This is a genomic window from Halospeciosus flavus (assembly GCF_029814175.1).
Lineage (GTDB): Archaea > Halobacteriota > Halobacteria > Halobacteriales > Halobacteriaceae > Halospeciosus > Halospeciosus flavus.
Genome location: NZ_CP122312.1, coordinates 625,356 through 650,507 on the forward strand (window position 1 = coordinate 625,356; position 25,152 = coordinate 650,507).

The following is a 25,152-nucleotide window of genomic DNA, read 5'->3' on the forward strand; positions in this document are numbered from 1 at the left end:
ATATCTCAGTTGTTCGGCCGATATCTCGACAACGCCGGCCATATCTCAGATATGGGCCGAATATCCGGCTTCTGTGGCGCATATATGCGTTGTGCGGTCCATATCTCAGAAACGTCCGCGGGCACGTCCCACGGCGACGCGGAACGCTTACGTCCCGGCGCACGACTCTCCTGGTAGCACATGCCACACCTCCAGTTCGAGACGACGGTCGACCTGGACGACGACGAGACCGCGCCGTTCACCGACTGGGTGACCGAGTTGTACGCCCACGTGATGGACACCGGGACGGACCACGTCGCCGTCACCGTCCGCAACCACCCCGCGGCCGCCCTCTCACTCGGGCGGGCCGGACCGGACGAACCGGTGGCCGTCGTGAACGCCGACGTCCGCGCGGGGCGCAGCGCCGACCAGCGCCGCGAACTCGCCGAGTCGCTGGTGGGCGAACTCGACGCGCGCTTCGGTGTCCCGACCGCGAACTGCTACGTCGTCTACACCGAACACCCGGGCGAGGACTTCCACCTCGCCGAGGGACCGCTCGCGTCCTGGGACCACGATGAGGACGATCCGACCGAGTGAGCGTCGGCAAGATCGGGTGTCCGGACAGCAGACAGACTCAATCAACACCACCGATAGGTTGAAATAATTACATCGACGATATGTGTCGGGGACCGTCAGGGTCCCCTCCCCTCTCCCCCCACGGAAGTCGGGCGTTCCCGACTTCCGTCTCAGACGTGTTCTTTCGGGAGCAGTGCCTCGAACTCCTGGTTGGCGAGCCACTCACAGAGCTGTTCGAGTTGGTCGCTCGCGGCGTCGAACAACTGTTCGCCCTTCTCGGCGGTCGCGTCCGTCTGGTCGCCGAGGACGCCGTTGTCGGTGTTGTCGATGGCGTCGTAGAACGTCCGGGAGCCGTGGCGGACGTTGCCCGTCGCCGCGACGCTCGGGACGCCGCCCTCCTTCGCGTCGTCGAGGCGGTCCTCGTGGACGAGTTCCTCGTGGAGGTACTGGATCATCGCCGTCTCCTTCGGGCCGCCGTGGGGACCGTTCTGCTCGAAGAGGTCGTCGACGAGGTCCGGGATGGCGTCGTCCCACATCCACTCGACGGCGTACGCGTCGCCGGCGTCGCGGAGGCGACGGCCGACCTCCCGGAGGTGCTGGACGTTGCCGCCGTGGGCGTTGACGAAGACGATGCGGTCGATGCCGTGGTAGGTGAGGTTGCGCGCGAGCGACTCGACGTAGTCGCGGAACACCGGTGCGTCGACCCACATCGTCCCCCAGAACTGGCGGTGGTGAGGGCTGACGCCGATATTTACTGTTGGCGTGCAGAGGTAGCCCGTCCGGTCGGCGACCTCGCGGGCGAACGCCTCGGCGATGAGGTGGTCGGTCCCCTCGGGGAGGTGGGGTCCGTGTTGCTCGGTCGACCCCAGCGGGACGAGGGCAAGCGACTCCTCCTCGAAGTACGTCTCCAGGTCCGGCCAGGCTTCGTCGGCGAGGTACATGTCCGGACCCTCGGCGGCCGACCACAGAAACGTTCGGGTGGCGGAGTCGTGGCACCCTCCCACACGCTGTGCGCCCGCCCATTTAACATAGAATGGTCTTAATTACAATTAGATGCCACACGATAAGAAATTCAACCCGGACTGGCACGTCGCCGAGACCTACTTCGACGCCGACCTCCACGGCGTCGCACAGACGTCCGACGGTCCCTACGCCGTCGGTGCGAGCGGCGTCATCGTCACCGAGACCGAGTACGGCTGGGTCCCGGTCGTCGAGGCCGGTCCTGCCTCCAAGAACAGCACGCTCAAGACCGTCGCCGCGACGGACGGCGGCGCGCGCATCTGGTTCGCCGGCGCCTCCGGCGCGCTCGGGATGTACGACGTCGAGGCGAAACAGCTCTACAACTACTCCTACACAGGCGACGTCACGGATTCCTGGCAGTCCATCGCCGTGACCGGGAAGGCCGGGAAGGAGAAGGTACTCGTCGCCAACGGCTCGGGTGCCGTCCTCCCGTTCACCGTCGACAAGACGGACGTCTCGTGGGGTGAGCCCACGAAACCCGGCGGTGGCTCGACCATCTCCACGCTCGGTGTGACCCCGAAGGGAGTCGCCTACGCGGCCGACACCTCCGGGAACGTCTACCGCGCCACCGACGAGAAGAGCTGGGAGAAGATCGGTATCCCGGACGCACAGGTCGGCTTCAACGACATCTACGCCGGGAAGAAGGGGCGTGTCTTCGTCGCGGCGGACAGCGGACTCCTCTACCGGTTCGACGACACGAAGGACAAGTGGACGCCCATCGAGGTCGCCGAGACCCCGCTTCGCGCCGTCGACGCGCACCCCGAATCGGGTCACGTCACCGTCCTCGCCGACGACAACACCTTCTACTGGCGGACCCTCGGCGGCGAGGCCCGCTGGCAGAAACAGGAGGCCCCCATCGGGAAGGACCTCCTCGACATCGCGATGGGCTACCCGGACGTCGCCGTCGGCAAGGCCGGCGCCGTCATCGTCCGTCCGCCCGCCGAGAAGCCGAAGAAGGAGAAGAAAAAGAAGCAGAAGGGCAAGCACAAACACGAAGAGCCGAAGCCCGAACCGCACCCGGACCCCTGTCCCATCATCCTCGAAGAGCTTCTCACCCGTATCGAGAGCGAGAAGCTCCTCGAACTGCTGAAGGCGAAGGGCTGCTACACGGGCATCGTCGAGACGCTCACCGAGCAGCGGACCGAGAAGAAGGAGATAATCAAACTCCTCGAAGAGGCCGACATCGTCTCGCTGCTCGCCGAGCGCCTCGTCGCTCGTGAGGGCGAGGACATCTTCCGCGAGCAGGACGTCGTCGAAGACGTGGCGGAAGCGGAAGCAGAACCCGAAGCGCGTCTCCGCGAGCAACTCTGCGGGAAGGAGACGGCCGAGACCGCCGAGACGCTCGACCTCGAAGCGCTCCTCCGCGAGCGCGGCGGCGAGGTCGAGACCACCGAGACGGCCGACATCGAGACGGTCCTCCTCGAACGCCTCGGCGAGACGGAGACGAAAACGAAGACCGAGGAAGCCGACGTCGACGTTCTCCGTCGACTCCTCGAGAACTAGGCGACTCCGACGTTCAGTCCGCTCTTTTTCTTCGACGCTCCCCTGGAGAGCCACGGCTGTCGGCGTACCAGAGGGGTTTTGTAGCGTGGGCGAGAAGAGAGACGTAGACGGCACGGTCGGGCAGACGCCTTTCAGCCCACGTGGTTTCCACGTGTGGTCATCGCTGTCCGACCTACCCCGTCTCTCTAACAACGACGAGCGGCCGCGCTCGCGTTCGCGATATCTGACGACGTGACCAAAAACGAGCAGTGAAACGAGTAGCGAGTCGTCGGTAGTCGGGACGCGCTACGGCCGGTCGGTCGACGCGCGAGAGACGGGGTCGCCTCTCAGACGTCTTCTGGAGCGTCGTCTTCGGCGTCGTCGAGGAGGACGGCGTAGCGCTCGCCGGCGTCGTCGACGACGAGCGTCACGTACTCGTCGAAGCGCTCGACGTCCACGTACGGGACGACGGCGTAGTCGTCGTAGTCGGGGAAGTAGTCGAGTGCGGACCACTCGCGTTCGGGACCACGCTCCGGGTCGACGAGGACGGCGTACACGTCGCCGTTCTGCGTGACGAGTGCGACACACTCCTCGAAGGACTCGACGTCGTCGTAGGGTTCGACGACGAACTCGTCGCGCTCGTCGCGGAAGTGCGACACCGGGTCCGAGTGCTGCTCGGGGTCGGCCGGCGTCGCGAGTTCGACCGCGTGGCGCTCGCCGGCGTCGTCGACGAGTACGGTGACGCAGTCGACGAGGTCCGCCACGTCCTCGTAGTCGACGACCTCGAAGAGTTCGTGCTCCTCGAAGTAGTCGATCGGGTCCTGGTTGCTCGTGGCGTGTTCGGTGTCGCGGGACTCCCACAGTCCGCTGTGTACGTCCTCGTCACCCCAGAGGTCCTCCGACGTCTGCGTCCCGGAGCGCGTCTCCGTCGGCCGACCGGACTGCTTCGACGTGGACTGGTCGGACTGCTCCGCAGACTTGCTCCCGGAGGCCGATTCGTCGGGTTGCTTCTCGGAGGTCGTCCCGCCCGTCGACCCGTCAGTGTTCTCCTGCGGCGTCGTCTCGTCGGATTGCTCCTCGGCCGTCGGGTTCCCCTCCGACGCCGATTTACCAGACTGTTTCTCGGAAGCCGACTTCTCCTTCGACGCCGATTTATCAGAGTGCTTCTCCGAGGACGTCTCGTCTTTCGACGTAGACTGCCCAGTCTGTTTCTCGGGAGTCGATTTCTCCTTCGACGCCGATTGGTCGGATTGGTTCTTCGACGTCGAGTCGTCCTTCGTCGCCGACCGGTCAGAGTGCTTCTCGGAAGCCGTTTCTTCCGTCGACTGGCCGGACTGTTTCTTCGACTTCGACTGACCAGATTGTTCTCCCTGTCCCGACGACTGTGAACTCGAGGCGTCGCTCGGCGGCGACGGTTGTGCCTTCGACGGGCCGGTCGACTCGGCGGGTTCCCAGACGCCGCGTTCGTCGGCGTCCTCGCGCGCTTCGGCGTCGGCGGCGTCCGATTCGGTCGGCGTCGACGAACCCGATTCCGCCCCCGAGGTCGCCCGGCCGGGGACCTGCTGGGAGATGTACGACCCACCGACGGCGACGACGAGTTCCCCGTCGGCTTCGAGGTCGCGGACCGTCCCACTCGTCGGCGTGTGAGACACTTGCCAGAACGGTTCGCCGTCCGGTTCGACGTACACGTCGCTCCCGCCACTCCCGACGACGAATCGGTCGCCGGCACGGTCGACCGAACGGAGCGGTGCGTTCGTGACGCGTCGACCCGTCCAGGTCCCGTCCTGTGGGTCGTACTGGTAGAGTCGGCCGTCGGCGGCGGCGAGGGCGACCCGTTCACCGGCGGCGGCGTGGATACCGTAGAGCGTCGTCTGCGGGTTGACTCGACCCATCCCCGTCCACCCCGACGTCCCGGTCCGGACGGCGTTGCCGCCCGTGTCGACCACGTAGCCCACGCCGTCCGGGGCGACGGCCAGGACGGCGACGGTCTCACCGGACGCCGTCGGGGACGCCGACGACTGCCAGGAGACGTCGTTCCCGGTCCCGGTGAACGCCCGGACCGTGCCGTCACCACTCGCGACGAGTCCGCGCTCGTCGCCGGCCGCTCCGGAGACGGCGACACCCTCCCACGTCGTGCCGTCGGCCGGGGTGGAGACGTCGTGTCTCGTCCCGCTCTCGACGTCGTAGGCGGCGAGCAACCCGCTCCGGTCGAGGAACCAGAGGCGCTTCCCGTCGTCAGTGACGGCCATCGAGCGGAGACCCACGTCCCGGACGGCCGGACCGTCGTCGAGGACGACGCGCCACTCGCCGTCAGTCGGCGCGACGAGGGTCCCGTCGCTCGTGGCGACGTGCGGGCCGCCGACCGTCAGCGCGACCTCGTGGTACGGTGGTTTCCCCGGAGCCTCCGCCGTCCGCCAACCCGAAGCACGGACCGATAGGAACATCTTATCACTGACTAACAGTCTGAAAATTATAAAGGGCTGGGTGGACGGTCGACCAGCGCAGGAGGGTTACGAGCTCGTCGAGTCGCCGGACGTGCTGTCGCCGGACGTGCTGTCGCCGGACGTCGAGTCACCAGAAGTGGAGTCACCGGACGTCGAGTCACCGGACGTCGAGTCACCGGACGTCGAGTCACCGGACGAGGAGCCACCCGAACTCTGGTTCTCGTCGTCGTCGGTACCGTCCCAGAGTTCACCGCGACCTTCGTAGTTGTCGCCGTCCTTGGACTTGCCGGAGTGACGGGTCTGGCCGCGTGGTCGGACCATGATGGTCCCGCCCTTCCCGACAGCGACGTCGGGGTAACCGAGAACCATGTCGTAGAGCGTGGCGCTCGTCGGCGTGTGGATCTTCTCCCAGCGCTGACCGCCCATGGTTCGCTGGTAGATGTTCCCGCCGGCGCCGAGGGCGACGATCTTGTCCTGGAAGATGTCGACGGCACGGAGCGCGCCCTTCGCGACGCCGATGGGCGTCCAGGAGTGGTAGGAGTCGTCGTAGCGGTAGAGGCGGCCGTCACCCGCCGCGACGTACACCCGACCCTGTGGGCCCGCGTAGATGTCGTAGAAGTTCACCTGGGCGTTGACGATACCGATCTGCTCCCAGCCTTCTTCCTTCGTGGTCCTGAAGGCGGCACCGGACGTGTTGACCGCGTAGCCGATGCCGTCGGGACCGGCCGCGAGCGCCGAGATGTTCGCGCCGGAGCCACTGTACTTCCCACCGCCGGGCTTGCGGGCGACGCCCCAGTCGACGTCGAAGCCGTCGATGGCGAACGGCATGACTTCACCGGAGCCGTTGGCGGCCAGGGCCTTCTCGGACCCGGCCTTGCCGGAGACAGCGATACCCTCCCACGTCGAGGTCATCTCCTTGGGGAAGGAGTAGTCGTACTTGCGCCGCTCTTTCACGTCGTAACAACCCAGGGCACCGGAGGAACCGAGGAACCAGAGGCGCGCCCCGTCGTCGGTGACGTCCATCGCCTTCAGTCGGTTGTTGCGGGTCGCGGGACCGTCGTCGAAGACGACGTTCCACTGGTCGTCCTGGTCACGGTTCGCGATCATCGTCCCGTCGCTCGCGATGGCGTAGGGACCTTCCTTCGTCTGCGCGACGTCGTAGATCGTGTCGCTGATAGGGACCTCCTCGACGACTCTCCACTCGGGCTGGTCGGAATCGGAGCCTAGTTGCCACATTGCATTCATTGATAATCTGTCTGTAAATATAAAGTAGCCGGCCGACCCGGGAACCCACGGGAGCCGTCGAGACGCGGGACGAGCGACGTCAGTTCCCGGAGTTCTGGTCGTCGTCGGCGCCGTCCCAGAACTCGCCGCGGTTCTCGTAGTTGTCGCCGTCCGCGCTCTTCCCGGACTGACGCGTGTGTCCGCGCGGGCGCTTGATGACCGTCCCACCCTCACCGACGGCGACGTCGGGGTAGCCGAGGCTCAGGTCGTAGAGGTCCTTCGACGTCGGGGAGTGGATCTTCTCCCAGCGCTCGCCACCCATCCGCCGCTGGTAGATGGTGCCGCTCGCCCCGAGGACGACGAGTTGTTCCTGGAAGAGGTCGACGGCGCGGAGCGTCTCCTTCGCGACGCCGATGGGCGTCCACGAGCGGTAAGAGTCGTCGTAGCGGTAGAGGCGGCCGTCGCCCGCCGCGACGTACACCCGACCGTTCGGTCCGGCGAAGATGTCGTAGAACCCGACCTGGGCGTTGACGATACCGATGTCCTCCCACCCCTCCTCTTTCGTCGTCTTGAACGCGTTGCCGGAGGTGTCGACCGCGTAGCCCGTGCCGTCCGGACCGGCCGCGAGCGCCGCGATGGTCGACCCCTTCTTCGCGGGCTTGCTCACCGGCGCCCAGTCGACGTCGAAGCCGTCGACCGTGAAGGGGAGGACTTCACCGGAGCCGTTGGCGACGAGCGCCTTCTCCGAACCGGCCTCGCCGGAGACGGTCAGCCCCTCCCAGGAGGAGGTCATCTCCTTCGGGTAGGAGTAGTCGTACTTCCGACGCTCCTCGACGTCGTAGGCGGCGAGTGCGCCGGAGGACCCGGCGATCCAGACGCGTTTCCCGTCGTCGGTCACGTCGATAGCCTTGAGACGGCTGTCGCGGGTCGCGGGACCGTCGTCGAAAACGACCTCCCACCCCTCGTCACCGTCACGGTTCGCGATGAGGACACCGCCGCCGCTGACTGCGTACGGGCCCTCGGACGTCTGGGCGACGCCGTAGATGGTGGACGTTACGGGTACTTCTTCGACGACGCGCCACTCCGGCCTGTCGGCTTCGGGGCCAGTCTGCCACATTACACCACAAAATAAATAGTTGGAATAAATAAAGGAGCGGGTCGACGCGGACCGCCGCTGGTCCTCAGTTCGACGAACTCGACGTCGAGTCGCCGGAGGTGGAGTCCCCAGAGGTGGAGTCGCCGGACGAGGAACCGGAGTTCTTGTCGTCGTTGGCGCCGTCCCAGAGTTCACCGCGGTTCTCGTAGTTGTCGCCGTCCTTGGACGTCCCGGAGTAGCGGGTGTGCCCGCGCGGCCGCTGGATGATGGTCCCGGCGGAACCGACCGCCGCGTCAGGGTAACCCAGCGCGAGGTCGTTGAGGTCCTTCGTAGTCGGCGAGTGGGTCTTGTGCCAGCGCTTGCCGTTCATCTCGCGCTCGTAGATGATGCCGCCGCCGCCGAGCACGGTTATGTGCCCCTGGAAGATGTCGATGGCGTACAGCGGGTTGTTCGCGACGCCGATGGGGGTCCAGGAATGGTAGGAGTCGTCGTAGCGGTAGATGCGCCCGTCGCCCGCCGCGACGTACACCCGACCCTGCGGCCCGGCGTAGATGTCGTGGAACGCGACCTGCGCGTTGACGATACCGATGTCCTCCCAGCCCTCGGGCGTCGTCTTGAACGCGTTGCCGGAGGTGTCGACCGCGTAGCCCGTGCCGTCCGGACCGGCCGCGAGCGCCGCGATGCTGGCGGCCTTCCCGCCGACGGGCTTGGTCGCCGTCTCCCAGTCGACGTCGAAACCGTCGATACGGAAGGGCAGCACCTCGCCGGAACCGTTGGCGACGAGTCCGCGCTCCTTGCCAGCCTCGCCGGTGATGGCGATGCCCTCCCAGGTGGAGGTCATCTCCTTCGGGTAGGAGTAGTCGTACTTCCGGCGGTCCTCGACGTCGTAGCAGCCGAGCGACCCAGAGGAACCGGCCATCCAGATGCGCTTGCCGTCGTCGGTCACGTCGACGGCCGTCAGGCGACTGTCGTCGGTCGCCGGTCCGTCGTCGAGGACGACCATCCAGTCGTTCTCGGGATCCCGGTTGGCGATGAGCGTCCCGCCGGACCCGATGGCGAACGGCCCCGCCACCGTCTGCACCAGCCCGTAGAGGTCCTTGTCAGTCGGTACTTCCTCGACGACCCGCCACTCTGGCTCCTGCTTCTTCGAGCTCCAAACCATTACATTCACTACTAGAACTCTCAGAAATAAAAAGGGTGTGCCGCACGGGGACCGATTCGTGTGGGACAGTTCGGCAATCGACAACGGGCTTAACCGGATTCCTCCCGTACACGGTTTCGATGACTGACGCAGCGCAGGCGGACGCGTTCGGCCGCCTCGGGCCCGCCGTGCGGGCGGCCCTCTCCGAGCGTGGGTTCGAGACCCCCACCGAGCCACAGCGCCGCGCCATCCCGCCGCTCGTCACCGGACGCGACGCCCTCGTGATCGCCCCCACGGGGACGGGCAAGACCGAGACCGCGATGCTGCCCGTCCTCGACGCGATCAGCGAGCGCGAGGACACTTTCGGCATCTCGGCGCTCTACATCACGCCGCTGCGCGCCCTCAACCGCGACATGCGCGAGCGCCTCGACTGGTGGGGCGAGGTCCTAGACATCGACGTGGACGTCCGTCACGGCGACACCACGGACTACCAGCGACAGAAGCAGGCGAACGACCCACCGGACGTCCTCGTCACCACGCCCGAGACGCTCCAGGCGATGCTGACGGGCGAGAAACTACGGACCGCGCTGAGCGACGTCGAGCACGTCGTCGTCGACGAGGTCCACGAACTCGCCGGCGCGAAACGCGGCGCCCAACTCACCATCGGGCTCGAACGCCTGCGCGAACTCGCGGGGTCGTTCCAGCGCATCGGCCTCTCCGCGACGGTCGGCGACCCCGAGGCGGTCGGTGGGTTCCTCACCGGTGGCCGCGACTGCACGATCGTCGAGGTCGACGTCACGAGCAAGGTCGACTTCACCGTCCGCGAACCCGAAGTGACCGAGGAGGACGAGCAACTGGCGAACGAACTGATGACGCGCCCGGACATCGCGAGTCACATCCGCGTCATCGACGACATCGTCGCCGAACACGACTCGACGCTCGTCTTCGTCAACACCCGGCAGACCGCCGAAGCCCTCGGCTCGCGGTTCAAGGAACTCGGGACGAACATCGGCGTCCACCACGGGTCGCTCGCGAAGGAGACCCGCATCGAGGTCGAAGAGCAGTTCAAGGCCGGGGAGTTGGACGCCCTGCTCTGTACTTCCTCGATGGAACTCGGTATCGACGTCGGCCGCATCGACCACGTCGTCCAGTACGCAAGTCCGCGCGAGGTGTCACGCCTCCTCCAGCGCGTCGGCCGCGCGGGCCACCGCCGCGACGAGGTCTCGGAGGGGACCATCCTCACGAGCCACCCCGACGACACCTTCGAGTCGCTGGCCATCGCCCGCCGCGCCGCCGCCGGCGACGTCGAGACCATGCGCATCCACCACGGCAGTCTCGACACCGTCGCGAACCAGGTGGTGGGTCTCGTCATGGACTTCGGCGACGTCTCCGCACGGCGAGCCTACGACATCGTCACGCGCGCCTACCCCTTCCGCGACCTCGACGAGGAGACCTTCAGACAAATCCTCCGCGAACTCGACGCCAACCACGTCCTCTGGCTGGACGAGGAGGCCGACGAGATCCAGAAGTCCGGGGGGAGTTGGCAGTACTTCTACGCCAACCTCTCGATGATCCCCGACGAGGAGTCCTACGAGGTGTACGACGTCTCGACGCAGAGCCAGATCGGGACACTCGACGAACGCTTCGTCGTCAACTTCGTCGAACCCGGGGAGACGTTCATCCAGCGCGGCGAGATGTGGCGCATCAACAACGTCGAGGACGAGGAGTCGCGGGTGAACGTCAGCCCCATCGAGGACCCCGCCGGCGAGGTACCGTCGTGGTCGGGCAAGGAGATTCCCGTCCCCTACGACGTCGCCCAGGAGGTGGCGGAGATGCGCGCCGTCGCCGGCCCGCAGTTCGAGCGCGACGCACCCCGCGACTCGGTGGCGACGGAGTTCACGACCCGCTACCCCACGGACCAGAACACCTCCGCCTCCGCGCTCGAACAGGTCGAACGCCACGCCGACGCCGACGCTCCAGTCCCGACGCAGGACCGTCTCGTGATAGAGGAAGAGGGTCGCGTCATCGTCGTCGACGCCGCGTACGGACACAAGACGAACGAGACGCTCGGCCGCCTCCTCTCCGCGCTGCTCGGCCAGCGCACCGGTTCGTCGGTCGGCCTCGACGTCGACCCCTACCGCATCGAACTGGAGATTCCGCGCGGGATTCGCGCGGGCGACGTCGTAGAGATCCTGGAGGAGACCGACCCGGACCACGTCGAACCCCTCCTCGAACTCTCGTTGAAGAACTCGGACGCGCTGAAGTTCACCCTCTCACAGGTCGCCGCGAAGTTCGGCGCGCTCAAGCGCTGGAAGTCCCGCGGTGGCCAGGGCACCGGTCTCTCGCGACTCCTCTCCGCGCTCGAAGGGACGCCGGTCTACGACGAGGCGGTACGAGAGGTGTTCCACGAGGACCTCGACGTTGAGCGCACGCGCGAGGTGCTCCGGCGCATCCAGTCGGGGGAAATCGACCTCGTGAAACACGGGTCACGGACGCCCATCGGCGCGGACGGCCGTTCCTCGGGCCGGGAGATGCTCACCCCCGAGAACGCCGACGCGAGCGTCGTCCAGGCCGTGAAAGACCGTATTCAGGACGACCGCGTTCGCCTCGTCTGTCTCCACTGTGGCGACTGGGACCAGGAGACGAAAGTCCGGCGCGTCCGCGACCAGCCCCAGTGCCCCCACTGCGAGAGCACCCGCGTCGCCACCCTCTCACCGTGGGCCGACGACGCCGTGAAGGCGCTCAACCTCGACCCCGAGGAGCGCGACGAGGAACAGGAGAAGCGCGTCGAGCGCACCTTCCGCAACGCGAGTATCGTCCAGACCCACGGGAAGAAGGCCGTCGTCGCGCTCTCCGCCCGCGGCGTCGGCCCACAGAACGCCGCCCGCGTCATCAACAACCACCGCGAGGACGAGGCGGACTTCTACCGCGACCTGCTGGAGAAAGAACGCGAGTACGCCCGGACGAAGGCGTTCTGGTAGTACCTTTTGCTGCGTTCGGCCGCCCGCGAGCGGCCTCACTCGCAAAAGCTACGCTAAAACCGCGCTACTCCTTCCACTCGCTCCGCTCGCTTCAGTCCGTGGCGCGTCCGCTCGTCACACTCGCGGTGGTTCTCCCGTGCCGAGAAACAGTTGAACAGTTCGTGAATCGTTCAACTGTTTCGAGGCGTCGATACGCCCGAAGGAGACGGTCTACACACCGAGCACTTCTCCCCACGCGAACGTTCAAGTACGAGAGCGCGACCACTATGCGGGGTGACCTGAGGAGGGCCACGGAGGTGGACTCGGTGAGCGCGGCGTCGCACTCTGTGATGGTCGAATCGACGCCGCCTGTTCGCCACATCCACCGACGAGTGTATCTTCGGCGATTCCGTACCGGGCGTGATGACCGAGGAAACAGGGGACCTCTATCTCGTCTGGCCGCGGGGACTGCGACCGCCGGAGGTGTCGATGCCTGCGGGGTACGCGCTCCGAACGGCGCAGATCGGGTCGGGCGACCGTGATCGGCTGCGCGAACTCCTCGCCGCCGGCGGTCGACACCTCGACGCGGTCGAGGAGCGTCAGCTCTTCGACAAAATTCTCCCGAACGGACTGTTCTTCGTCGTCGACGAGCATCGCGAGGCGCGCCGCGCCGGCATCGGAGACGCGGTCGGTACCTGCGCCGCACTCCACGACCCACAGGGAGACGGCCACTACTTCCCGTTCGGCGGCGAACTCGGCGTGCTCGTCGTCCAGAAGGAACACCGCCGACGGGGACTCGGCCACGCGCTCGCCGCGGCGTGCGTCAGGCGCTTCCGCGACGCCGGCTACCGGAGTATCCGCGCCGGCGTCGACCTCGACGCACTCCCGGCTGCCCACCTCCTCCTGAACCTCGGGTTCCGGCCGTTCGCCGCCGACGAGACGACGGTCGGACGCTGGCGTCGCGTGTACGACCGCCTCGGACTCGTTTTCGACCGCGAGCAGTGCGTCGACGCCGGGTCGTACCACACCCGCTCGCGCTGAACGAGTCGAGTCGAATCGGGCCGGAGTGCGTCAGTCCCTCTCGACGCGCTCGCGGGCCGCCGTGAAGTGCTCGGGTTCGATAGTCACGTCGGCGTCGCTCCCACCGGCCTCGACGGCTTCGCGGATAGCCCGCATCGACGCCGTTCGGACGAGCGCCTCCAGTTCCGCACCCGTGTATCCCTCGAGTTCGTCGGCCAGCGCGTCGAGGTCGACGTCGTCGGATAGCGGTTTCTCCCGCGCGTGGACTCGCAGGATCTCGCGACGCGCCTCGGCACCTGGTTCGGGGACCTCGACGTGTGCTTCGAGCCGGCCCGGCCGGAGGAGCGCGGGATCGAGTGCGTCCCGGCGGTTGGTCGCGGCCAACACGACGAGCGTCGGGTCGTCCGCGACGGCGTCGAGTTCCGTGAGGAGTTGGCTGACGACGCGCTCGGTCACCTCGTGGCCCTCGCCGCGCTGGGTAGCGACGGCGTCGATCTCGTCGAAGAACACCACGGCGGGGGCGGCCCGCCGGGCGCGCTCGAACACCTCGCGGACGGCCTTCTCCGTCTCGCCGACGTACTTGTCGACGAGTTCCGGCCCCGCCACGCGGACGAAGTTGACCCCCGCCTCGTTGGCGACGGCGCGGGCGAGCATCGTCTTGCCCGTACCGGGCGGACCGTGGAGGAGGACGCCCGTCGGCGGGTCGGTGTTCGCCGCCTCGAAGAGGTCGCCGTGGGCGAGCGGCCACTCGACCGTCTCGCGGAGCGTCGCCTTCGCCTCGTCTAAGCCTCCGACGTCGTCGAAGGACGTCTCGGGGAGCTCGGCGACGAACTCGCGCATCGCGGAGGGGTCGGTCGCAGCGAGTGCCCGGCGGAAGTCGTCCGCGCTCACCCGGTCGCGGTCGTCGCGGACCGCGCCCATCGCCGCCTCGGTGACGAGCGCACGGAGGTCCGCACCGACGAACCCGTGCGTCCGGTCGGCGAGCGCGTCGAGGTCGACGTCCGCCGCCAGCGGCATCTCGCGGGTGTGGACGTCGAGGATTTCGCGGCGGCCGCCCGCGTCAGGGACGCCGACCTCGACCTCGCGGTCGAAGCGGCCCGGCCGGCGGAGCGCGGGGTCGATGGCGTCGACGCGGTTGGTCGCGCCGATGACGACGACCTCGCCGCGTGTCTCCAGACCGTCGAGCAGCGAGAGGAGTTGGGCGACGATGCGGTTCTCCATGTCGCCGCCTTCGTCGCGCTTCCCGGCGATGGCGTCGACCTCGTCGAAGAAGACGACCGCGGGAGCGCGCTCCTGTGCTCGCTCGAACACCTCGCGGAGGCGCTTCTCGGACTCGCCCTTGTACTTCGAAGTGATCTCGGGGCCCGAGACGCTCTCGAAGTGGGCGTCGGCCTCGTTGGCGACGGCGCGGGCGATGAGCGTCTTGCCCGTGCCGGGCGGGCCGTAGAGCAAGACGCCCTTCGGCGGTTCGACGCCGAGACGCCGGAAGCGCCCCGGTTCGGCGAGCGGGAGTTCGACGAGTTCGCGGACCTGTTCGAGTTCGTCGTCGAGGCCGCCGACGTCCTCGTAGGTGAGGCCGACGCGGGCGTCCTCGGTCGTCTCGCCCTCGGTCGAATCATCGGTCTCCGCCCGTTCCTCCCGGGCGACGAGCGAGACGTCGGTGTCCTCGGTGACGACGACCGGCCCGTCGGGGGACGTCTCTCGGACACGGAGTTCACCGTCGACACCGAGCGCGTCGATTCGTACGCGCTCGTCTACGCGGAGGACACGGTCGAGGAGCGTCTGTCGGACGGCCGCCGTGTCACCCTCGTCGGCGTCGTCCGCGTGGGGTCCGTCGAGGACGACCCGCTCGGCGTCGGTGGCGTCGGCCGGCGAGACGGTCACGGTGTCGCCGACGCCTACCCCGGCGTTCGTGCGTGTCTGGCCGTCCGCGCGGAGCGACTCGGCGTCGAGCGACGGGTCGGCCGGCCACACCTTCGCGACGGTGTCGCGTTCGCCGGAGACGCGGACGGTGTCACCGCTCAACACGCCGAGGGCCGTCCGTGCCGTCTCGGGGAGGCGGACGACACCCCGCCCGGCGTCGCGGGGTTCGGCCTCGTGGACGACGAGTTCCCGTTCGGGCCTGCTGCCGTCGTCGGCGTCGGTCATCGCTTCGGTCGAGGGGTGCGAGCGCCTTACCGTTGTCCCCGACGGCGGGCGGGTTCCGGGGTAACGACTTTGTTCTCGGCCGACACAGGTGGGGTTATGGTGGAGAGTACGACCCGGGACGACATGACGTGGTACAAGTGCGAAAAGTGTGGTCTCATGTTCGACGACCGGGACGACGCGAAACAACACGAGGAGAACTGCGACTCCTCTGACCCCTCCTACCTCCAGTAGGCGGCGTCGTCCCGCTCGTCGCTACTCGTCGTCCCCGTCGGCCGCGAAGAGTTCGTAGGACCGTTCGCCCATGTCGTCCTCTTCGAAGACGAACACCCGGCCGCGCGCGACGTCGGGGTCCGCCGTGACCTCGACGGCGTACCCGTCGAGTTCGACTTCGACACCCGGGAACACCTCCGACGTCTCTCCGGGTTCGAGGACGACGCGGCCGACGCCGCTGTCCTCCAGGATTTCGTCGGCCGTCTTCCGGTCGTTGATGTAGAGGAGGACGCCCTCGGTCCCGGACTCGTCGGTCACGAGCACCTGAACGTGCTTGCCGGGCTTGGTCCGGAGCGTCCCCTCGACCTTCTGCGGGACGCCGTTGTAGAAGACCCGCCGGCCGTCGTGGTACTCGACGTAGATGCCGCCCTCGTCGAGTTCGACGGAGAGGGTCGACGGGGCGATGTCGCTGCGCGCGCTCATGGTCGACGCTTGGACGGACGCGTGGAAAAGTCCGCCGTTCGTGCCCGTCGAAATCGAACCTTCAAGAGTGAGCGTCCCCTAGTTCGGCGTAATGGGAAACGCGGATCTACGGCAACTCGCCGTCCTCGAAGACGTCGCCTTCGACGACCTCGACGGCGACGTCGTGGCGGTCGACGCGCACAACTGGCTCTATCGCTACCTCACGACGACGGCGAAGTTCACCAACGACAACGTCTACACGACCAGCGAGGGCGAGGAAGTCCACAACCTCATCGGCGTCGTCCAGGGACTCCCGAAGTTCTTCGAGAACGACCTGACGCCAATCTTCGTCTTCGACGGCGGCGTGACCGAACTCAAGGAGGCCGAAATCGAAGAGCGACGCGAGAAGCGCGAGGAGTACGAGGAACGACTCGAAGAGGCCCTCGAGGCCGGTGAGGCGGTCGAGGCCGCGAAACTCGAAGCACGCACCCAGCGGCTCACGGACGTCATCCACGAGACGACGCGCGACCTCCTCGACCTCCTCGACGTCCCGGTCGTCGAGGCGCCCGCCGAGGGCGAGGCGCAAGCGTCGCACATGGCCCGCGTCGACGACGACGTCGACTACGTCGGGAGCGAGGACTACGACACGCTCCTGCTCGGCGCGCCCTACACGCTCCGGCAACTCACCAGCAAGGGCAACCCCGAGTTGATGGACTTCGAGGCCACCCTCGAAGAGCACGACCTCACGTGGGAGCAACTCGTCGACGTCGGCATCCTCTGTGGCACCGACTACAACGACGGTCTCTCCGGTTACGGCCCGAAGACGGCGGTGAAGGCCGTCCGGGAACACGGCGACCTCTGGGGCGTGCTGGAGGCCGAAGACGCGTACATCGAGTACGCCGACCGCATCCGCGCGATGTTCCTCGACCCCGACGTCACCGACGACTACGACGTCGACCTCGACGTGAGTCCGGACCTCTCGGCGGCCGAGTCCTACGTCACCGAGGAGTGGGAGATTCCGGCCGACGAGGTCGAACGCGGCTTCCAACGCATCCGCGACGCCACCGAGCAGGCCGGCCTCGACGAGTGGATGTAGCTAGCGGAGCTGCATCCCGCCGTTCACGTTGACGATCTCGCCGTGGGTGAACTCGCTGTCGAGCAGGAAGGCGACCGTCTTCGCGATTTCTTCTGGCGAACAGGCGTACTCCGGGAGGTGTGTGTCGAGGTTCTCGTGACCGCGGAAGTCGACCCGTTCGAGGTAGTCGACGATGTCCCCGTTGAGTTCGGTGTCGACGGGGCCGGGTGCGACCGCGTTCACCTGCACGCCGTCCTCGCCGTACTCGCGGGCGAGCGCACGAGTCAGACCGTGGATACCGGCCTTGCTCGCGGCGTAACTCGCGTCGACCGTCCCGGCCGTCCCGCCGATGCTCGACAGGAAGACGACGTCGCCCGCCGATTTTTCTAGATGGGGGAGCGCCGCGCGGGTGACGTAGAACGCCCCATCGAGGTTCACGCCGAGGACCGACTGCCACTGCACGTCGTCGATGTCGGTCGCGCGGGCCGGTGAGACGACGCCCGCGTTGTTCACGACGGCGTCGAGTCCACCGAACGCGTCGACTGCCTGCGTGACGAGGTCGGCGGCCTGTCCCGAGTCGCCGACGTCCGCCTGGAGGGTGACGGTCTCGGCGCCTCGCTCCTCGACGGCCGCAGCGGTGTCGCTGGCCGCGTCCGCCGACTCGTGGTAGTTAATCGCGACGGCGTCCGCCCCCTCGGCGGCGAGATGGGTCGCGGTGGCGCGGCCGATGCCACGGCTGGCGCCGGTGACGAGGACGCGCATCTACTGCTCACCTCCGCGTTCGTCGACGAGTGCCCCGAGCACCGACTCGACGCGCGCGACCAGGGTCTCGGCGTCGTGGGCGAGGAACTTCACCATCGGTTCCTTCCCGTGACCGCCGTAGTCGACGACGGCCGCGGGGGTTCCGCCCGCCTGCTCGAAGGCGACTTCAGCGCCCCAGCCCATCGTCGACCCCTCTTCCTCCTTCACGGACGCGGGTTCCTCGCGTCGGTCGTAGGACGCCACCGGCCCGTCGAGTGCGTCGAGTGCCGCCTCGACTTCGTCGTCGTAGCGGCAGTTGACCGCGAACCGGAGCGCCGGGTCGTGCTCGCGGGCGGCGAGCAGGAAGCGCGCGACGTGACTCGACGCGCCGAAGCGGACGCCGCGGTTGGGAGCGACGCCGTCGACGGTCTTCGTGACGCGTCCCTCGACGGCGGCGGTGTCGCCCACCGACTCGGCGTAGGGTGTCGCGCCGACGACGTTCGTCCCGACTTCGGGGACGAGTCTACGGGGGTTCGCGTCCACGAGTTCGCGGACGACGTCGTGGACGGTCTCGGCGGTCGGTTCGCGGGCGGCGTCGTCGCGCAGGCCAGCGAGGTGGTGGACCGGGCTGGTACCCTGCCCGACGGCGAGCGGGTAGCGAACAGCTCGTTCGGCGAACGCGACGCTCGACTCGACGGCTCGTTCCAGCGGGCGGCCCCGTGCGAGGTGGGCCGCGACAGCGCTCGACAGCGTACACCCGGAACCGTGGGTGCTGGTCGTGTCGATTCGTTCGTGTGCGAAGTGGTGGACGCCCTCCTCGGTGACGAGCACGTCGACGATTTCGTCGTCGGCGGTATCGAGGTGCCCACCGGTCACGAGCGCCGCGTCGGCGCCCTGCTCACGGAGTTCCTCACCCGCGGTCTCGGCGTCCGCGGGTGTCTCGACGGGCCGGCCGGTCAGCACCTCGGCCTCGTCGACGTTCGGCGTGACGAGCGTCGCGTGGTCGAACAGGTCGCGGTAGGCCGCTTCGCCGGCCTCGTCCAGCAGGCGGTCGCCCGAGGTGGCGACGATGACCGGGTCGACGACGAGTGGGGCGTCGAGGGTCGCGACCTGCTCGGTCACGGTCTCGACGAGCGAGGCCGTCCCGAGCATCCCGGTCTTGGCCGCGCCGACGTCGAAGTCCGAGACGACGGCCTCGTACTGGGCGACGACCTCCTCCTCGGGGAGGTGGTGGACGGAGTCGACGCCGCGGGTGTGCTGGGCGGTGGCGGCGGTGAGGACGCTCGTCCCGAAGACGCCGAGCGCCTCCACCGTCTTCAGGTCGGCCTGGATGCCCGCGCCACCGCCGGAGTCGCTGCCGGCGACAGTCAGCGCGACGGGGCGCGCGTCGGGGTTCGGTACGCGAGTCACGGTCGGGACACCACCCGTTCTGTCTCGAGCATGTGCGCCCCTACTACAGTGTGGTACATATCGGTGGTGGAGTTCGGCGGTCGCTCGTCATTGGACGGAGGGGACCTGTGAGAGAAGGCAGCCTCAGAGTGAGCGGAAGACGCGGACCGTATCGCGCTCGCCGGGTTCGCAGAGGAGTTGGACGAGACCGCGCTCGGAGAACACGTCCTTCCAGTTGCGGTGGTAGAGCGGGAACTCGTCGTTCACGTAGCTCACGTCCGTCCCGTCGCGGCCGCGCTGGGGGCCGTTCCCCTCGTTCTCGGCGGTCACGAGCAGGTCGTCGGTGATCCGGGCCAGTTCGTCGAACACCCAGGTGTCCTCGGGGTGGACGTGCTGGAGCGTCTCGACGGAGTAGACGACGTCGAAGGCGCCGTCGTCGAACTCCGGGACCAGGTCCTCGATGGCCCCGACGTGGAACGTCCCGGTCTCGGCGAGGTCTGGGAAGAAGTCGGCCATCACGTCGAAGGACTCGTCGTTGAGGTCGATTCCGGTCAGGTTCTCGAACCCGTGGTCGTGGAGGTACGCGAGGTGGCGACCGGAGCTACAGCCGACTTCGAGGACGTCGGCGTCGTCGGTGGCGTAGTGGTCGAGGACGGCCGCGAGGGTCTCGCTCACGTCGTTCGGTCCCTGCTGGGCGTAGTACGCAGGCGAGTACTCGCCGGAGCGTTCGGCCCAGCCGCGGTGATTCTCGTCCGGGTCCATACCCGTAAGGAGGTGTTCGGGCGGTAAAGCCTCCGTGGACCACCCGCGCTCGCGCGGCGTTCCGAGACCCGTCTCCTTATGCCGGACGCGCCCCCTCTCTTCGGGTATGAGCCTGAGTCTCGACGACATCGAGGAACTCATCGAGTCGAACATCGAGGACGCCGAGGCGGAGGTTACGCGCGCCCGCGGCAAGCACGACGACGACCACCTCGCGGCGACGGTCGTCTCGCCCGCCTTCGAGGGCGAGTCGCTCGTGAACCAACACCAGCTGGTGTACGACGCGCTCGGCGACCACATGACGACCGACATCCACGCCCTCGAACTCTCGACGTACACGCCCGAGGAGTACGAGGAGCACGCGCAGTAACGCGTCAGATCTCTCTACGGAATATCACTCCACAGAACACTCCTGGAGTATTTCGGCACTTCAAGTCGCTTTTTCTCCAGGATATACACACCACTTTCAGAATGCTATGGTGCAAGAGTAGGGGGCCAGAAAAAGACCTGAAAGGTAGTTTGGAGTCGCACAGACACACCAGATTCAGAATGCTCTCCGTCTATAAAAGAGATAGGGCGAGTACCACAGGCCACCGTGCCCGTGGGTGAAGCGCGTCAAATACGGACTTTTAACAACCATCAAACCATATCAAAACACAATGCAGTCGTCTACACTCACCCAAACCTTGTCGTTCGGACTAGACATCCACTCGGGGAGTGGTGACGACTTGCAACGTGGTTGTCTCGAAGCTCGACGCATCCGCAACGAAACCAACCGCCTCGACCGACACAACCGGGACTGGGAAGACATTAAACCAGTTGTCGTAGATAACGCAAACCACGTCAAGAATACCAGCCAACTCATCGTTGAGAAGGCACTCGGAGAACTCGAAACCTATCACGACAACAAGGATGAGGGGTGGGGCCGCCCCTATCCGTATATTGACGAGTTGTACCCCATCGTGATGAACCACGGCGAGGGCTACCGCCTGTTCCTCGAAGACGATAACACGGTTCGGTTCCGTATTACTGCCACGAGAGGCACGCACGTCAAAGGTGAACTCTGTGGTAGCCCTGACCACTTCGACCGTCTGCAAACTGCCTTCAACGATGATGAGTGGCGCGTTGGCAGGGCTGAAGTCGTCGAAAAACACGACGAATGGCGACTGCACGTCACCGTCACGCACGAAACGCATCAAGTCGCTAGCAAGCACGATGCAGACACGATTGTTGGTGTGGACGTGAACGAGGACTGTATCGCGCTTGCCGCGATGCGTCGAGACGGTGATGTGAAAGATTCTGTCGTGATTGAGTATCCTTCGGTGAAAGAACAGCGCCACGAGTATTTCACCACGCGCAAACGGATGCAAACCGCCGGGCAGACAGGCTTCGAGTCCGTCGTACAGACGGAAGAACGTGACTACGTTCAGGACGCTCTGCACAAAGTGTCGCGGCAAGTAGTCGAATGGGTATCGCAGTTTTCGGCTCCCGTAGTTGTCTTTGAAGACCTCAAAGACATGCGAGACTCCATCGACTATGGAACACGAATGAACCGTCGGCTCCACTCGCTGCCGTTCGCTGCACTCCAAGAGATGGTGTCGTACAAGGCCGCGTGGAACGAGATTCCCGCTGACAAGGTCGACCCGGAGTATACGTGTCAGCGATGTCCACGAACGGAGTGTCACCACACTGAACGAGGGAATCGGCACAAAAAGCGGTTCAAGTGTCGTCAGTGTGGATTCCAAGACCATGCAGATCGGAAAGCGGCGGTGTGCGTTGTACAGGAGTGGTTAGATGAGCAGTATGGAAATGTGCCGTCTCTCGAAACCCTGCCACGCGTGTGGACGGTGAGACGGGCGGCATCGGGGGCTGGTGGAGGCCCCGACTCTCACGGACCCAGTTCAGGTTCGGGTGTTCACCGACACGGAACGTCGGCGCGAGACTCTCAAAGTCGAGCGCGAGAGGAATTAAAGTCCGTTGCGTCGGCAGTGCAGGACTAAACACGGACGCCCCGCGCCACCGTGCGCGGGGTACTTCACAGCCGCTCTGGAAGCTGGACATCCTCACCCACAGCGTCGAGGAGGACTCCAAGATCGTACTCACACTTGTAGGTGTACAACTGCCCTCCACCCAAACCCTCGTTTTGCGACGACTTCTTGACCATCCCGGCACTGTCTAGTTAAGGAGAACTCACCGAATTCTCCGGTTAGGGGTAGTTAGTGGGAATTACCGAATCGGTGAAACAGTGATTCCACAGCTCGCAGACCCGAGAGACTGTTAGCTAAGCGAATTGAGGTCAATTACGGTACAGAGCGAGATCGATATTGAGCGCGCCACCTACGCCCGAATCCGCTTAACTAGACAGTGCCCGTGGGAGGAAGCCGACAACAGGGAGACCAGTCCACGCTGCGACAACCCGGTTGGGTTTCGAACGCGACCGTTCAAGTGGTTCGTGACCGAATAAATTGATAGTGCCAGCAGGCCACAAGTGTCGGCTGGGACGGGCGGCCAGTCAGCCCGCCCCAAACTCGGGATTGTCGAAGCGAGCGTGCTAGCCTTGTCCACACTGGACATGGCTTCTCCGCACCCCACAGTGGGTTAGAGTGGAGGTCACCGGGAATTAAATGGACGTGCCCTATCGCCTCACACTCGGAAGAGTGTGAGAGTGGCCTTCCATAGCCCCGTACCCCTCGTCGTTTGAAGCGGTGACTGGAGTACCCGAGCGTGGAACGGAGTGGTTCCACACGGGGAACCAGTGGGTTGCTGTCAGCCGACGACGCTGTTAGTCGCCCGGGCCGAAACCCCATCGCGGGTGGAAGCCCACGACTTCAGTCGTGGGTAGCTAACCTCGGATCAACCTGTCGCGCTAGTAGGGGAAAACCGCTCTCTTCGAACAGCTAGTGGTCATGCTCACGCGTTTCCGATGCCTTTTACGCCCTCTACGGTGAGAGTCCGCGTATGAGCCAGGACGACACGGACCAGGAGTTCCGCACCGAACGCGACAGCCTCGGCGAGATGCAGGTCCCGAAGGACGCCTACTGGGGCGCCCAGACCCAGCGCGCCGTCGAGAACTTCCCCATCAGCGGCCAGACGTTCGGCCGGCGCTTCGTCCGGGCGCTCGGCGTCGTGAAGAAGGGCGCCGCGCAGGCGAACAAGGAACTCGGGATGATTCCCGAGGACAAGGCCGACGCCATCGTCGAGGCCGCCGACGAGGTTATCGCCGGCGAGCACGACGACCAGTTCCCGGTCGACGTCTTCCAGACCGGGTCGGGCACCTCCTCGAACATGAACGCCAACGAGGTCATCGGCAACCGCGCCACCGAGATTTACGGCGGCGAAATCGGCACCCGCGAGGTCCACCCCAACGACCACGTGAACTTCGGGCAGTCCTCGAACGACGTCATTCCGACGGCGATGCACGTCGCCGCGCTCGAAGCCCTCCAGAAGGACGTCGAACCCGCCCTCGAAACCCTGCGTGACGCGCTCGCGGAGAAAGAAGAGGAGTTCGACGACATCGTGAAGACCGGCCGCACGCACCTCCAGGACGCGACGCCGGTCCGTCTCGGCCAGGAGTTCGGCGCCTACCGTACGCAGGTCGAGAAGGGTCTCGCCCGCGTCGAGCACGTGAAGGCCCACCTCCGCGAACTCGCGCTCGGCGGGACGGCCACCGGGACGGGGCTGAACACCCACGAGGAGTTTCCCGGACTCGCCGCCGACTACATCTCTGAAGAGACCGGCATCCAGTTCCGCGAGGCCGACAACCACTTCGAGGCGCAGGCCGCCCACGACGCGATGGCCGAGGCACACGCCGCGCTGAAGGTCGCTGCCGGGTCGATGAACAAGGCCGCCAACGACCTCCGGCTGATGGCCTCCGGTCCGCGCAACGGCCTTGGCGAGATCGAACAACCCGAGAACCAACCTGGTTCCTCCATCATGCCCGGGAAGGTGAACCCGGTCGTCGCCGAGGCGGTCAACCAACTCCACAAGGAGGTCGTCGGCAACGACGCCACTATCGAGTATGGCGCCGCGGAGGGCCAACTCGACCTGAACCTCTACAAGCCCGTGCTCGCCCACGACTTCCTCGAGTCCGCGGAACTCGTCGCCAACGGCGCCGAAGTGTTCGCCGAGAAGTTCGTCGCGAAACTCGAGGCGAACAAGGAACACTGCGAGGAGGCGGTTGAGCAGTCGATGGCGCTCGCGACGGCGCTCAACCCACAGATTGGCTACGACAAGGCCTCCGAAGTCGCGAAGACGGCGCTCAAGGAGGGCAAGACCATCCGCGAGGTCGTCCTCGAGAAGGGCTACCTCACGGAAGAAGAGGTCGACGAGGTCATCGACCCCGAGGCGATGACCCACCGCGGCATCCTCGGTGACGAGGAGTAACGCGACCGCCTCTCCGTTTTCGCCCCCATCCTCGTCTGTACCCTCGTCCACACCGACGCCGGTCGTGGCGAGACTTCTCCACCGCGGGGAATAGATAGTATAATATCACATCCGAACGTACTGTATTGTATGCCCCAACTCCGAACCAAGGGCCGCGAGATGCTCCGTTGTCGAAGGTGCGGTTCGGTGTTCCCCGAGGGGAAGGCGACCCGCGACGGGTGGCGCTACGAGTGCCCGGAAGACGGGTGCGACGCGACCGGTCTCGGCGAGGCGCTCATCCCGATCGACGACTGACCGCCGCCGTCTTCTCCACAGTTTTTCACGTCGCGTAGTCACGACGCCGGCCCGTTGAGCGGCGTCGCCACACTCGGCGTCCGACGAACCGAACAGCCGACCCGTGGCGACGTGCCATCATCATTAGTTTTAAACATTTAAGGTATAGTAAATTAATACGATGGCCGAATTAAGTCGTCGCGGCGTCCTCGCCGCCGTCGGTTCGACGGTGGTCAGTGGTTGTACACAGTTGCGTCGACGCGCAGGCGAACAGTCGGTCGAGAACCAGATTTCGGCGGGCGGAGCGAGTACACGGAGCGAGCGGCGGTCGACGAGCGAGTCGGGCGACGCTCGCTCCGAGACCGGCGGACCGGTGACGAACGTCGACCGGACGGTTCGGGTCCCGTCGGGACAGGGGTGGGCCCACCAGTTCACGGCCGAGTCCCGGGTCACCCTGTCGTACACGGTCGAGGCGACGAAACCGGGGAAGAACGGGTTCGACGTCTTCGTCTTCACCAAGAACGAGTACACGGACTACCAGCGGGCGCTCAACGGCCGATTGGTCGACACACACCCGACGGCCGCGGCGAGCGTTCGGAACGTCGAAGAGACGGCGTCCCGGACGTGTACGCTCTCGTCGGGGGCGTACGCCTTCGTCGTCGACAACACCCCAATCGGTGACGGCGGGAAACCGCGCTCGAAGCGCCCCGAGACGGTCGACATCTCGCTCACGGTCCGGCCGCGACCGGACTGAACGCTTTTTTACCCCT

The 25,152-nt window shown here is 66.2% G+C and carries 21 protein-coding genes; 11 read left to right on the forward strand and 10 right to left on the reverse strand.

The genetic code is table 11. The features are described from left to right. Nucleotides 1-180 precede the first annotated feature (180 nt). On the forward strand, nucleotides 181-576 hold the full coding sequence (locus tag P0Y33_RS03085) for a tautomerase family protein (protein WP_279529100.1): 396 nt from the start codon (nucleotides 181-183) through the stop codon (nucleotides 574-576). 149 nt (nucleotides 577-725) lie between these two features. On the opposite strand, the gene P0Y33_RS03090 is transcribed toward P0Y33_RS03085, so the two are convergent. Next, nucleotides 726-1,496, reverse strand: coding sequence for a creatininase family protein (locus tag P0Y33_RS03090; RefSeq protein WP_279529101.1), 771 nt, complete (start codon nucleotides 1,494-1,496; stop codon nucleotides 726-728). 112 nt (nucleotides 1,497-1,608) lie between these two features. Here P0Y33_RS03090 and P0Y33_RS03095 point away from each other — a divergent pair, with 112 nt between their 5' ends. Then, complete coding sequence (locus tag P0Y33_RS03095) at nucleotides 1,609-3,078, forward strand: WD40/YVTN/BNR-like repeat-containing protein (RefSeq protein ID WP_279529102.1); 1,470 nt, start codon at nucleotides 1,609-1,611, stop codon at nucleotides 3,076-3,078. Nucleotides 3,079-3,404: 326 nt separating this feature from the next. Here the strand turns inward: P0Y33_RS03095 and P0Y33_RS03100 are convergent, their stop codons facing one another. The 4 genes from P0Y33_RS03100 to P0Y33_RS03115 all read right to left on the reverse strand — a co-directional run bounded on the left by P0Y33_RS03100 (nucleotide 3,405) and on the right by P0Y33_RS03115 (nucleotide 8,983). Further along, the gene (locus tag P0Y33_RS03100; RefSeq protein WP_279529103.1) at nucleotides 3,405-5,501 is read right to left on the reverse strand and encodes a hypothetical protein; all 2,097 of its coding nucleotides are present in this window, start codon (nucleotides 5,499-5,501) and stop codon (nucleotides 3,405-3,407) included. Between the two features lie 66 nt (nucleotides 5,502-5,567). Further along, entirely contained in the window at nucleotides 5,568-6,737 is a 1,170-nt protein-coding gene (locus P0Y33_RS03105; RefSeq protein ID WP_279529104.1) for a WD40/YVTN/BNR-like repeat-containing protein, read from the reverse strand. Between the two features lie 88 nt (nucleotides 6,738-6,825). Then, nucleotides 6,826-7,842 (reverse strand): hypothetical protein, encoded by a 1,017-nt coding sequence (locus tag P0Y33_RS03110; protein WP_279529105.1) that lies wholly within the window; start codon nucleotides 7,840-7,842, stop codon nucleotides 6,826-6,828. 64 nt (nucleotides 7,843-7,906) lie between these two features. Beyond that, nucleotides 7,907-8,983, reverse strand: a complete 1,077-nt coding sequence (locus P0Y33_RS03115) for a WD40/YVTN/BNR-like repeat-containing protein (protein ID WP_279529106.1) — start codon at nucleotides 8,981-8,983, stop codon at nucleotides 7,907-7,909. Between the two features lie 119 nt (nucleotides 8,984-9,102). On the opposite strand from P0Y33_RS03115, the gene P0Y33_RS03120 reads away from it, so the two are divergent. Continuing rightward, entirely contained in the window at nucleotides 9,103-11,943 is a 2,841-nt protein-coding gene (locus P0Y33_RS03120; protein ID WP_279529107.1) for a DEAD/DEAH box helicase, read from the forward strand. Nucleotides 11,944-12,345: 402 nt separating this feature from the next. Then, nucleotides 12,346-12,963, forward strand: a complete 618-nt coding sequence (locus P0Y33_RS03125) for a GNAT family N-acetyltransferase (RefSeq protein ID WP_279529108.1) — start codon at nucleotides 12,346-12,348, stop codon at nucleotides 12,961-12,963. Nucleotides 12,964-12,993: 30 nt separating this feature from the next. On the opposite strand, the gene P0Y33_RS03130 is transcribed toward P0Y33_RS03125, so the two are convergent. Continuing rightward, on the reverse strand, nucleotides 12,994-15,090 hold the full coding sequence (locus tag P0Y33_RS03130; protein WP_279529109.1) for an AAA family ATPase: 2,097 nt from the start codon (nucleotides 15,088-15,090) through the stop codon (nucleotides 12,994-12,996). A 96-nt stretch (nucleotides 15,091-15,186) separates the two neighbouring features. Here P0Y33_RS03130 and P0Y33_RS03135 point away from each other — a divergent pair, with 96 nt between their 5' ends. Continuing rightward, nucleotides 15,187-15,321 carry a DUF7128 family protein gene (locus P0Y33_RS03135; protein ID WP_279529110.1) on the forward strand — a complete coding sequence of 45 codons (135 nt, stop codon included), beginning with the start codon at nucleotides 15,187-15,189 and terminating at the stop codon, nucleotides 15,319-15,321. 21 nt (nucleotides 15,322-15,342) lie between these two features. Here the strand turns inward: P0Y33_RS03135 and P0Y33_RS03140 are convergent, their stop codons facing one another. Further along, nucleotides 15,343-15,783: a DUF5796 family protein gene (locus tag P0Y33_RS03140; protein WP_279529111.1), complete on the reverse strand. Its 441-nt coding sequence runs from the start codon at nucleotides 15,781-15,783 to the stop codon at nucleotides 15,343-15,345. 91 nt (nucleotides 15,784-15,874) lie between these two features. Between P0Y33_RS03140 and fen the strand changes: the two genes are divergently transcribed. Next, complete coding sequence (gene fen, locus P0Y33_RS03145) at nucleotides 15,875-16,858, forward strand: flap endonuclease-1 (protein ID WP_279529112.1); 984 nt, start codon at nucleotides 15,875-15,877, stop codon at nucleotides 16,856-16,858. Here the strand turns inward: fen and P0Y33_RS03150 are convergent, their stop codons facing one another. The 3 genes from P0Y33_RS03150 to P0Y33_RS03160 all read right to left on the reverse strand — a co-directional run bounded on the left by P0Y33_RS03150 (nucleotide 16,859) and on the right by P0Y33_RS03160 (nucleotide 19,729). Further along, nucleotides 16,859-17,599, reverse strand: a complete 741-nt coding sequence (locus P0Y33_RS03150) for an SDR family NAD(P)-dependent oxidoreductase (RefSeq protein WP_279529113.1) — start codon at nucleotides 17,597-17,599, stop codon at nucleotides 16,859-16,861. Then, nucleotides 17,600-18,988: a bifunctional hydroxymethylpyrimidine kinase/phosphomethylpyrimidine kinase gene (gene thiD, locus P0Y33_RS03155; RefSeq protein ID WP_279529114.1), complete on the reverse strand. Its 1,389-nt coding sequence runs from the start codon at nucleotides 18,986-18,988 to the stop codon at nucleotides 17,600-17,602. Between the two features lie 123 nt (nucleotides 18,989-19,111). Beyond that, on the reverse strand, nucleotides 19,112-19,729 hold the full coding sequence (locus P0Y33_RS03160; protein ID WP_279529115.1) for a class I SAM-dependent methyltransferase: 618 nt from the start codon (nucleotides 19,727-19,729) through the stop codon (nucleotides 19,112-19,114). Between the two features lie 106 nt (nucleotides 19,730-19,835). On the opposite strand from P0Y33_RS03160, the gene P0Y33_RS03165 reads away from it, so the two are divergent. The 5 genes from P0Y33_RS03165 (at nucleotide 19,836) to P0Y33_RS03185 (ending at nucleotide 25,136) form a co-directional block, all read left to right on the forward strand. Next, nucleotides 19,836-20,096 carry a BolA family protein gene (locus P0Y33_RS03165; RefSeq protein ID WP_382216750.1) on the forward strand — a complete coding sequence of 87 codons (261 nt, stop codon included), beginning with the start codon at nucleotides 19,836-19,838 and terminating at the stop codon, nucleotides 20,094-20,096. Nucleotides 20,097-20,385: 289 nt separating this feature from the next. Then, nucleotides 20,386-21,726: an RNA-guided endonuclease TnpB family protein gene (locus tag P0Y33_RS03170; RefSeq protein WP_382268163.1), complete on the forward strand. Its 1,341-nt coding sequence runs from the start codon at nucleotides 20,386-20,388 to the stop codon at nucleotides 21,724-21,726. A gap of 958 nt (nucleotides 21,727-22,684) precedes the next feature. After that, a complete protein-coding gene (locus P0Y33_RS03175) occupies nucleotides 22,685-24,109 on the forward strand; it encodes a class II fumarate hydratase (RefSeq protein WP_279529116.1) in 1,425 nt (474 codons plus the stop codon). A 129-nt stretch (nucleotides 24,110-24,238) separates the two neighbouring features. Further along, on the forward strand, nucleotides 24,239-24,403 hold the full coding sequence (locus P0Y33_RS03180; RefSeq protein WP_279529117.1) for an HVO_2901 family zinc finger protein: 165 nt from the start codon (nucleotides 24,239-24,241) through the stop codon (nucleotides 24,401-24,403). A gap of 160 nt (nucleotides 24,404-24,563) precedes the next feature. Further along, the gene (locus tag P0Y33_RS03185) at nucleotides 24,564-25,136 is read left to right on the forward strand and encodes a hypothetical protein (RefSeq protein WP_279529118.1); all 573 of its coding nucleotides are present in this window, start codon (nucleotides 24,564-24,566) and stop codon (nucleotides 25,134-25,136) included. Nucleotides 25,137-25,152: the final 16 nt, after the last annotated feature.

Excerpts from the sequence above, each read along its gene's own strand:
- fen (WP_279529112.1), top strand. The coding sequence starts at position 15,875 with ATGGGAAACGCGGATCTACGGCAACTCGCCGTCCTCGAAGACGTCGCC.
- P0Y33_RS03170 (WP_382268163.1), top strand. The coding sequence starts at position 20,386 with ATGCAGTCGTCTACACTCACCCAAACCTTGTCGTTCGGACTAGACATC.
- P0Y33_RS03160 (WP_279529115.1), bottom strand. The coding sequence starts at position 19,729 with ATGGACCCGGACGAGAATCACCGCGGCTGGGCCGAACGCTCCGGCGAG.
- P0Y33_RS03180 (WP_279529117.1), top strand. The coding sequence starts at position 24,239 with ATGCCCCAACTCCGAACCAAGGGCCGCGAGATGCTCCGTTGTCGAAGG.
- P0Y33_RS03120 (WP_279529107.1), top strand. The coding sequence starts at position 9,103 with ATGACTGACGCAGCGCAGGCGGACGCGTTCGGCCGCCTCGGGCCCGCC.
- P0Y33_RS03095 (WP_279529102.1), top strand. The coding sequence starts at position 1,609 with ATGCCACACGATAAGAAATTCAACCCGGACTGGCACGTCGCCGAGACC.
- P0Y33_RS03110 (WP_279529105.1), bottom strand. The coding sequence starts at position 7,842 with ATGTGGCAGACTGGCCCCGAAGCCGACAGGCCGGAGTGGCGCGTCGTC.
- P0Y33_RS03135 (WP_279529110.1), top strand. The coding sequence starts at position 15,187 with ATGGTGGAGAGTACGACCCGGGACGACATGACGTGGTACAAGTGCGAA.
- P0Y33_RS03115 (WP_279529106.1), bottom strand. The coding sequence starts at position 8,983 with ATGGTTTGGAGCTCGAAGAAGCAGGAGCCAGAGTGGCGGGTCGTCGAG.
- P0Y33_RS03165 (WP_382216750.1), top strand. The coding sequence starts at position 19,836 with ATGAGCCTGAGTCTCGACGACATCGAGGAACTCATCGAGTCGAACATC.
- P0Y33_RS03100 (WP_279529103.1), bottom strand. The coding sequence starts at position 5,501 with ATGTTCCTATCGGTCCGTGCTTCGGGTTGGCGGACGGCGGAGGCTCCG.
- P0Y33_RS03140 (WP_279529111.1), bottom strand. The coding sequence starts at position 15,783 with ATGAGCGCGCGCAGCGACATCGCCCCGTCGACCCTCTCCGTCGAACTC.
- P0Y33_RS03175 (WP_279529116.1), top strand. The coding sequence starts at position 22,685 with ATGAGCCAGGACGACACGGACCAGGAGTTCCGCACCGAACGCGACAGC.
- P0Y33_RS03125 (WP_279529108.1), top strand. The coding sequence starts at position 12,346 with ATGACCGAGGAAACAGGGGACCTCTATCTCGTCTGGCCGCGGGGACTG.
- P0Y33_RS03090 (WP_279529101.1), bottom strand. The coding sequence starts at position 1,496 with ATGTACCTCGCCGACGAAGCCTGGCCGGACCTGGAGACGTACTTCGAG.
- P0Y33_RS03185 (WP_279529118.1), top strand. The coding sequence starts at position 24,564 with ATGGCCGAATTAAGTCGTCGCGGCGTCCTCGCCGCCGTCGGTTCGACG.
- P0Y33_RS03150 (WP_279529113.1), bottom strand. The coding sequence starts at position 17,599 with ATGCGCGTCCTCGTCACCGGCGCCAGCCGTGGCATCGGCCGCGCCACC.
- P0Y33_RS03085 (WP_279529100.1), top strand. The coding sequence starts at position 181 with ATGCCACACCTCCAGTTCGAGACGACGGTCGACCTGGACGACGACGAG.
- P0Y33_RS03105 (WP_279529104.1), bottom strand. The coding sequence starts at position 6,737 with ATGTGGCAACTAGGCTCCGATTCCGACCAGCCCGAGTGGAGAGTCGTC.
- P0Y33_RS03130 (WP_279529109.1), bottom strand. The coding sequence starts at position 15,090 with ATGACCGACGCCGACGACGGCAGCAGGCCCGAACGGGAACTCGTCGTC.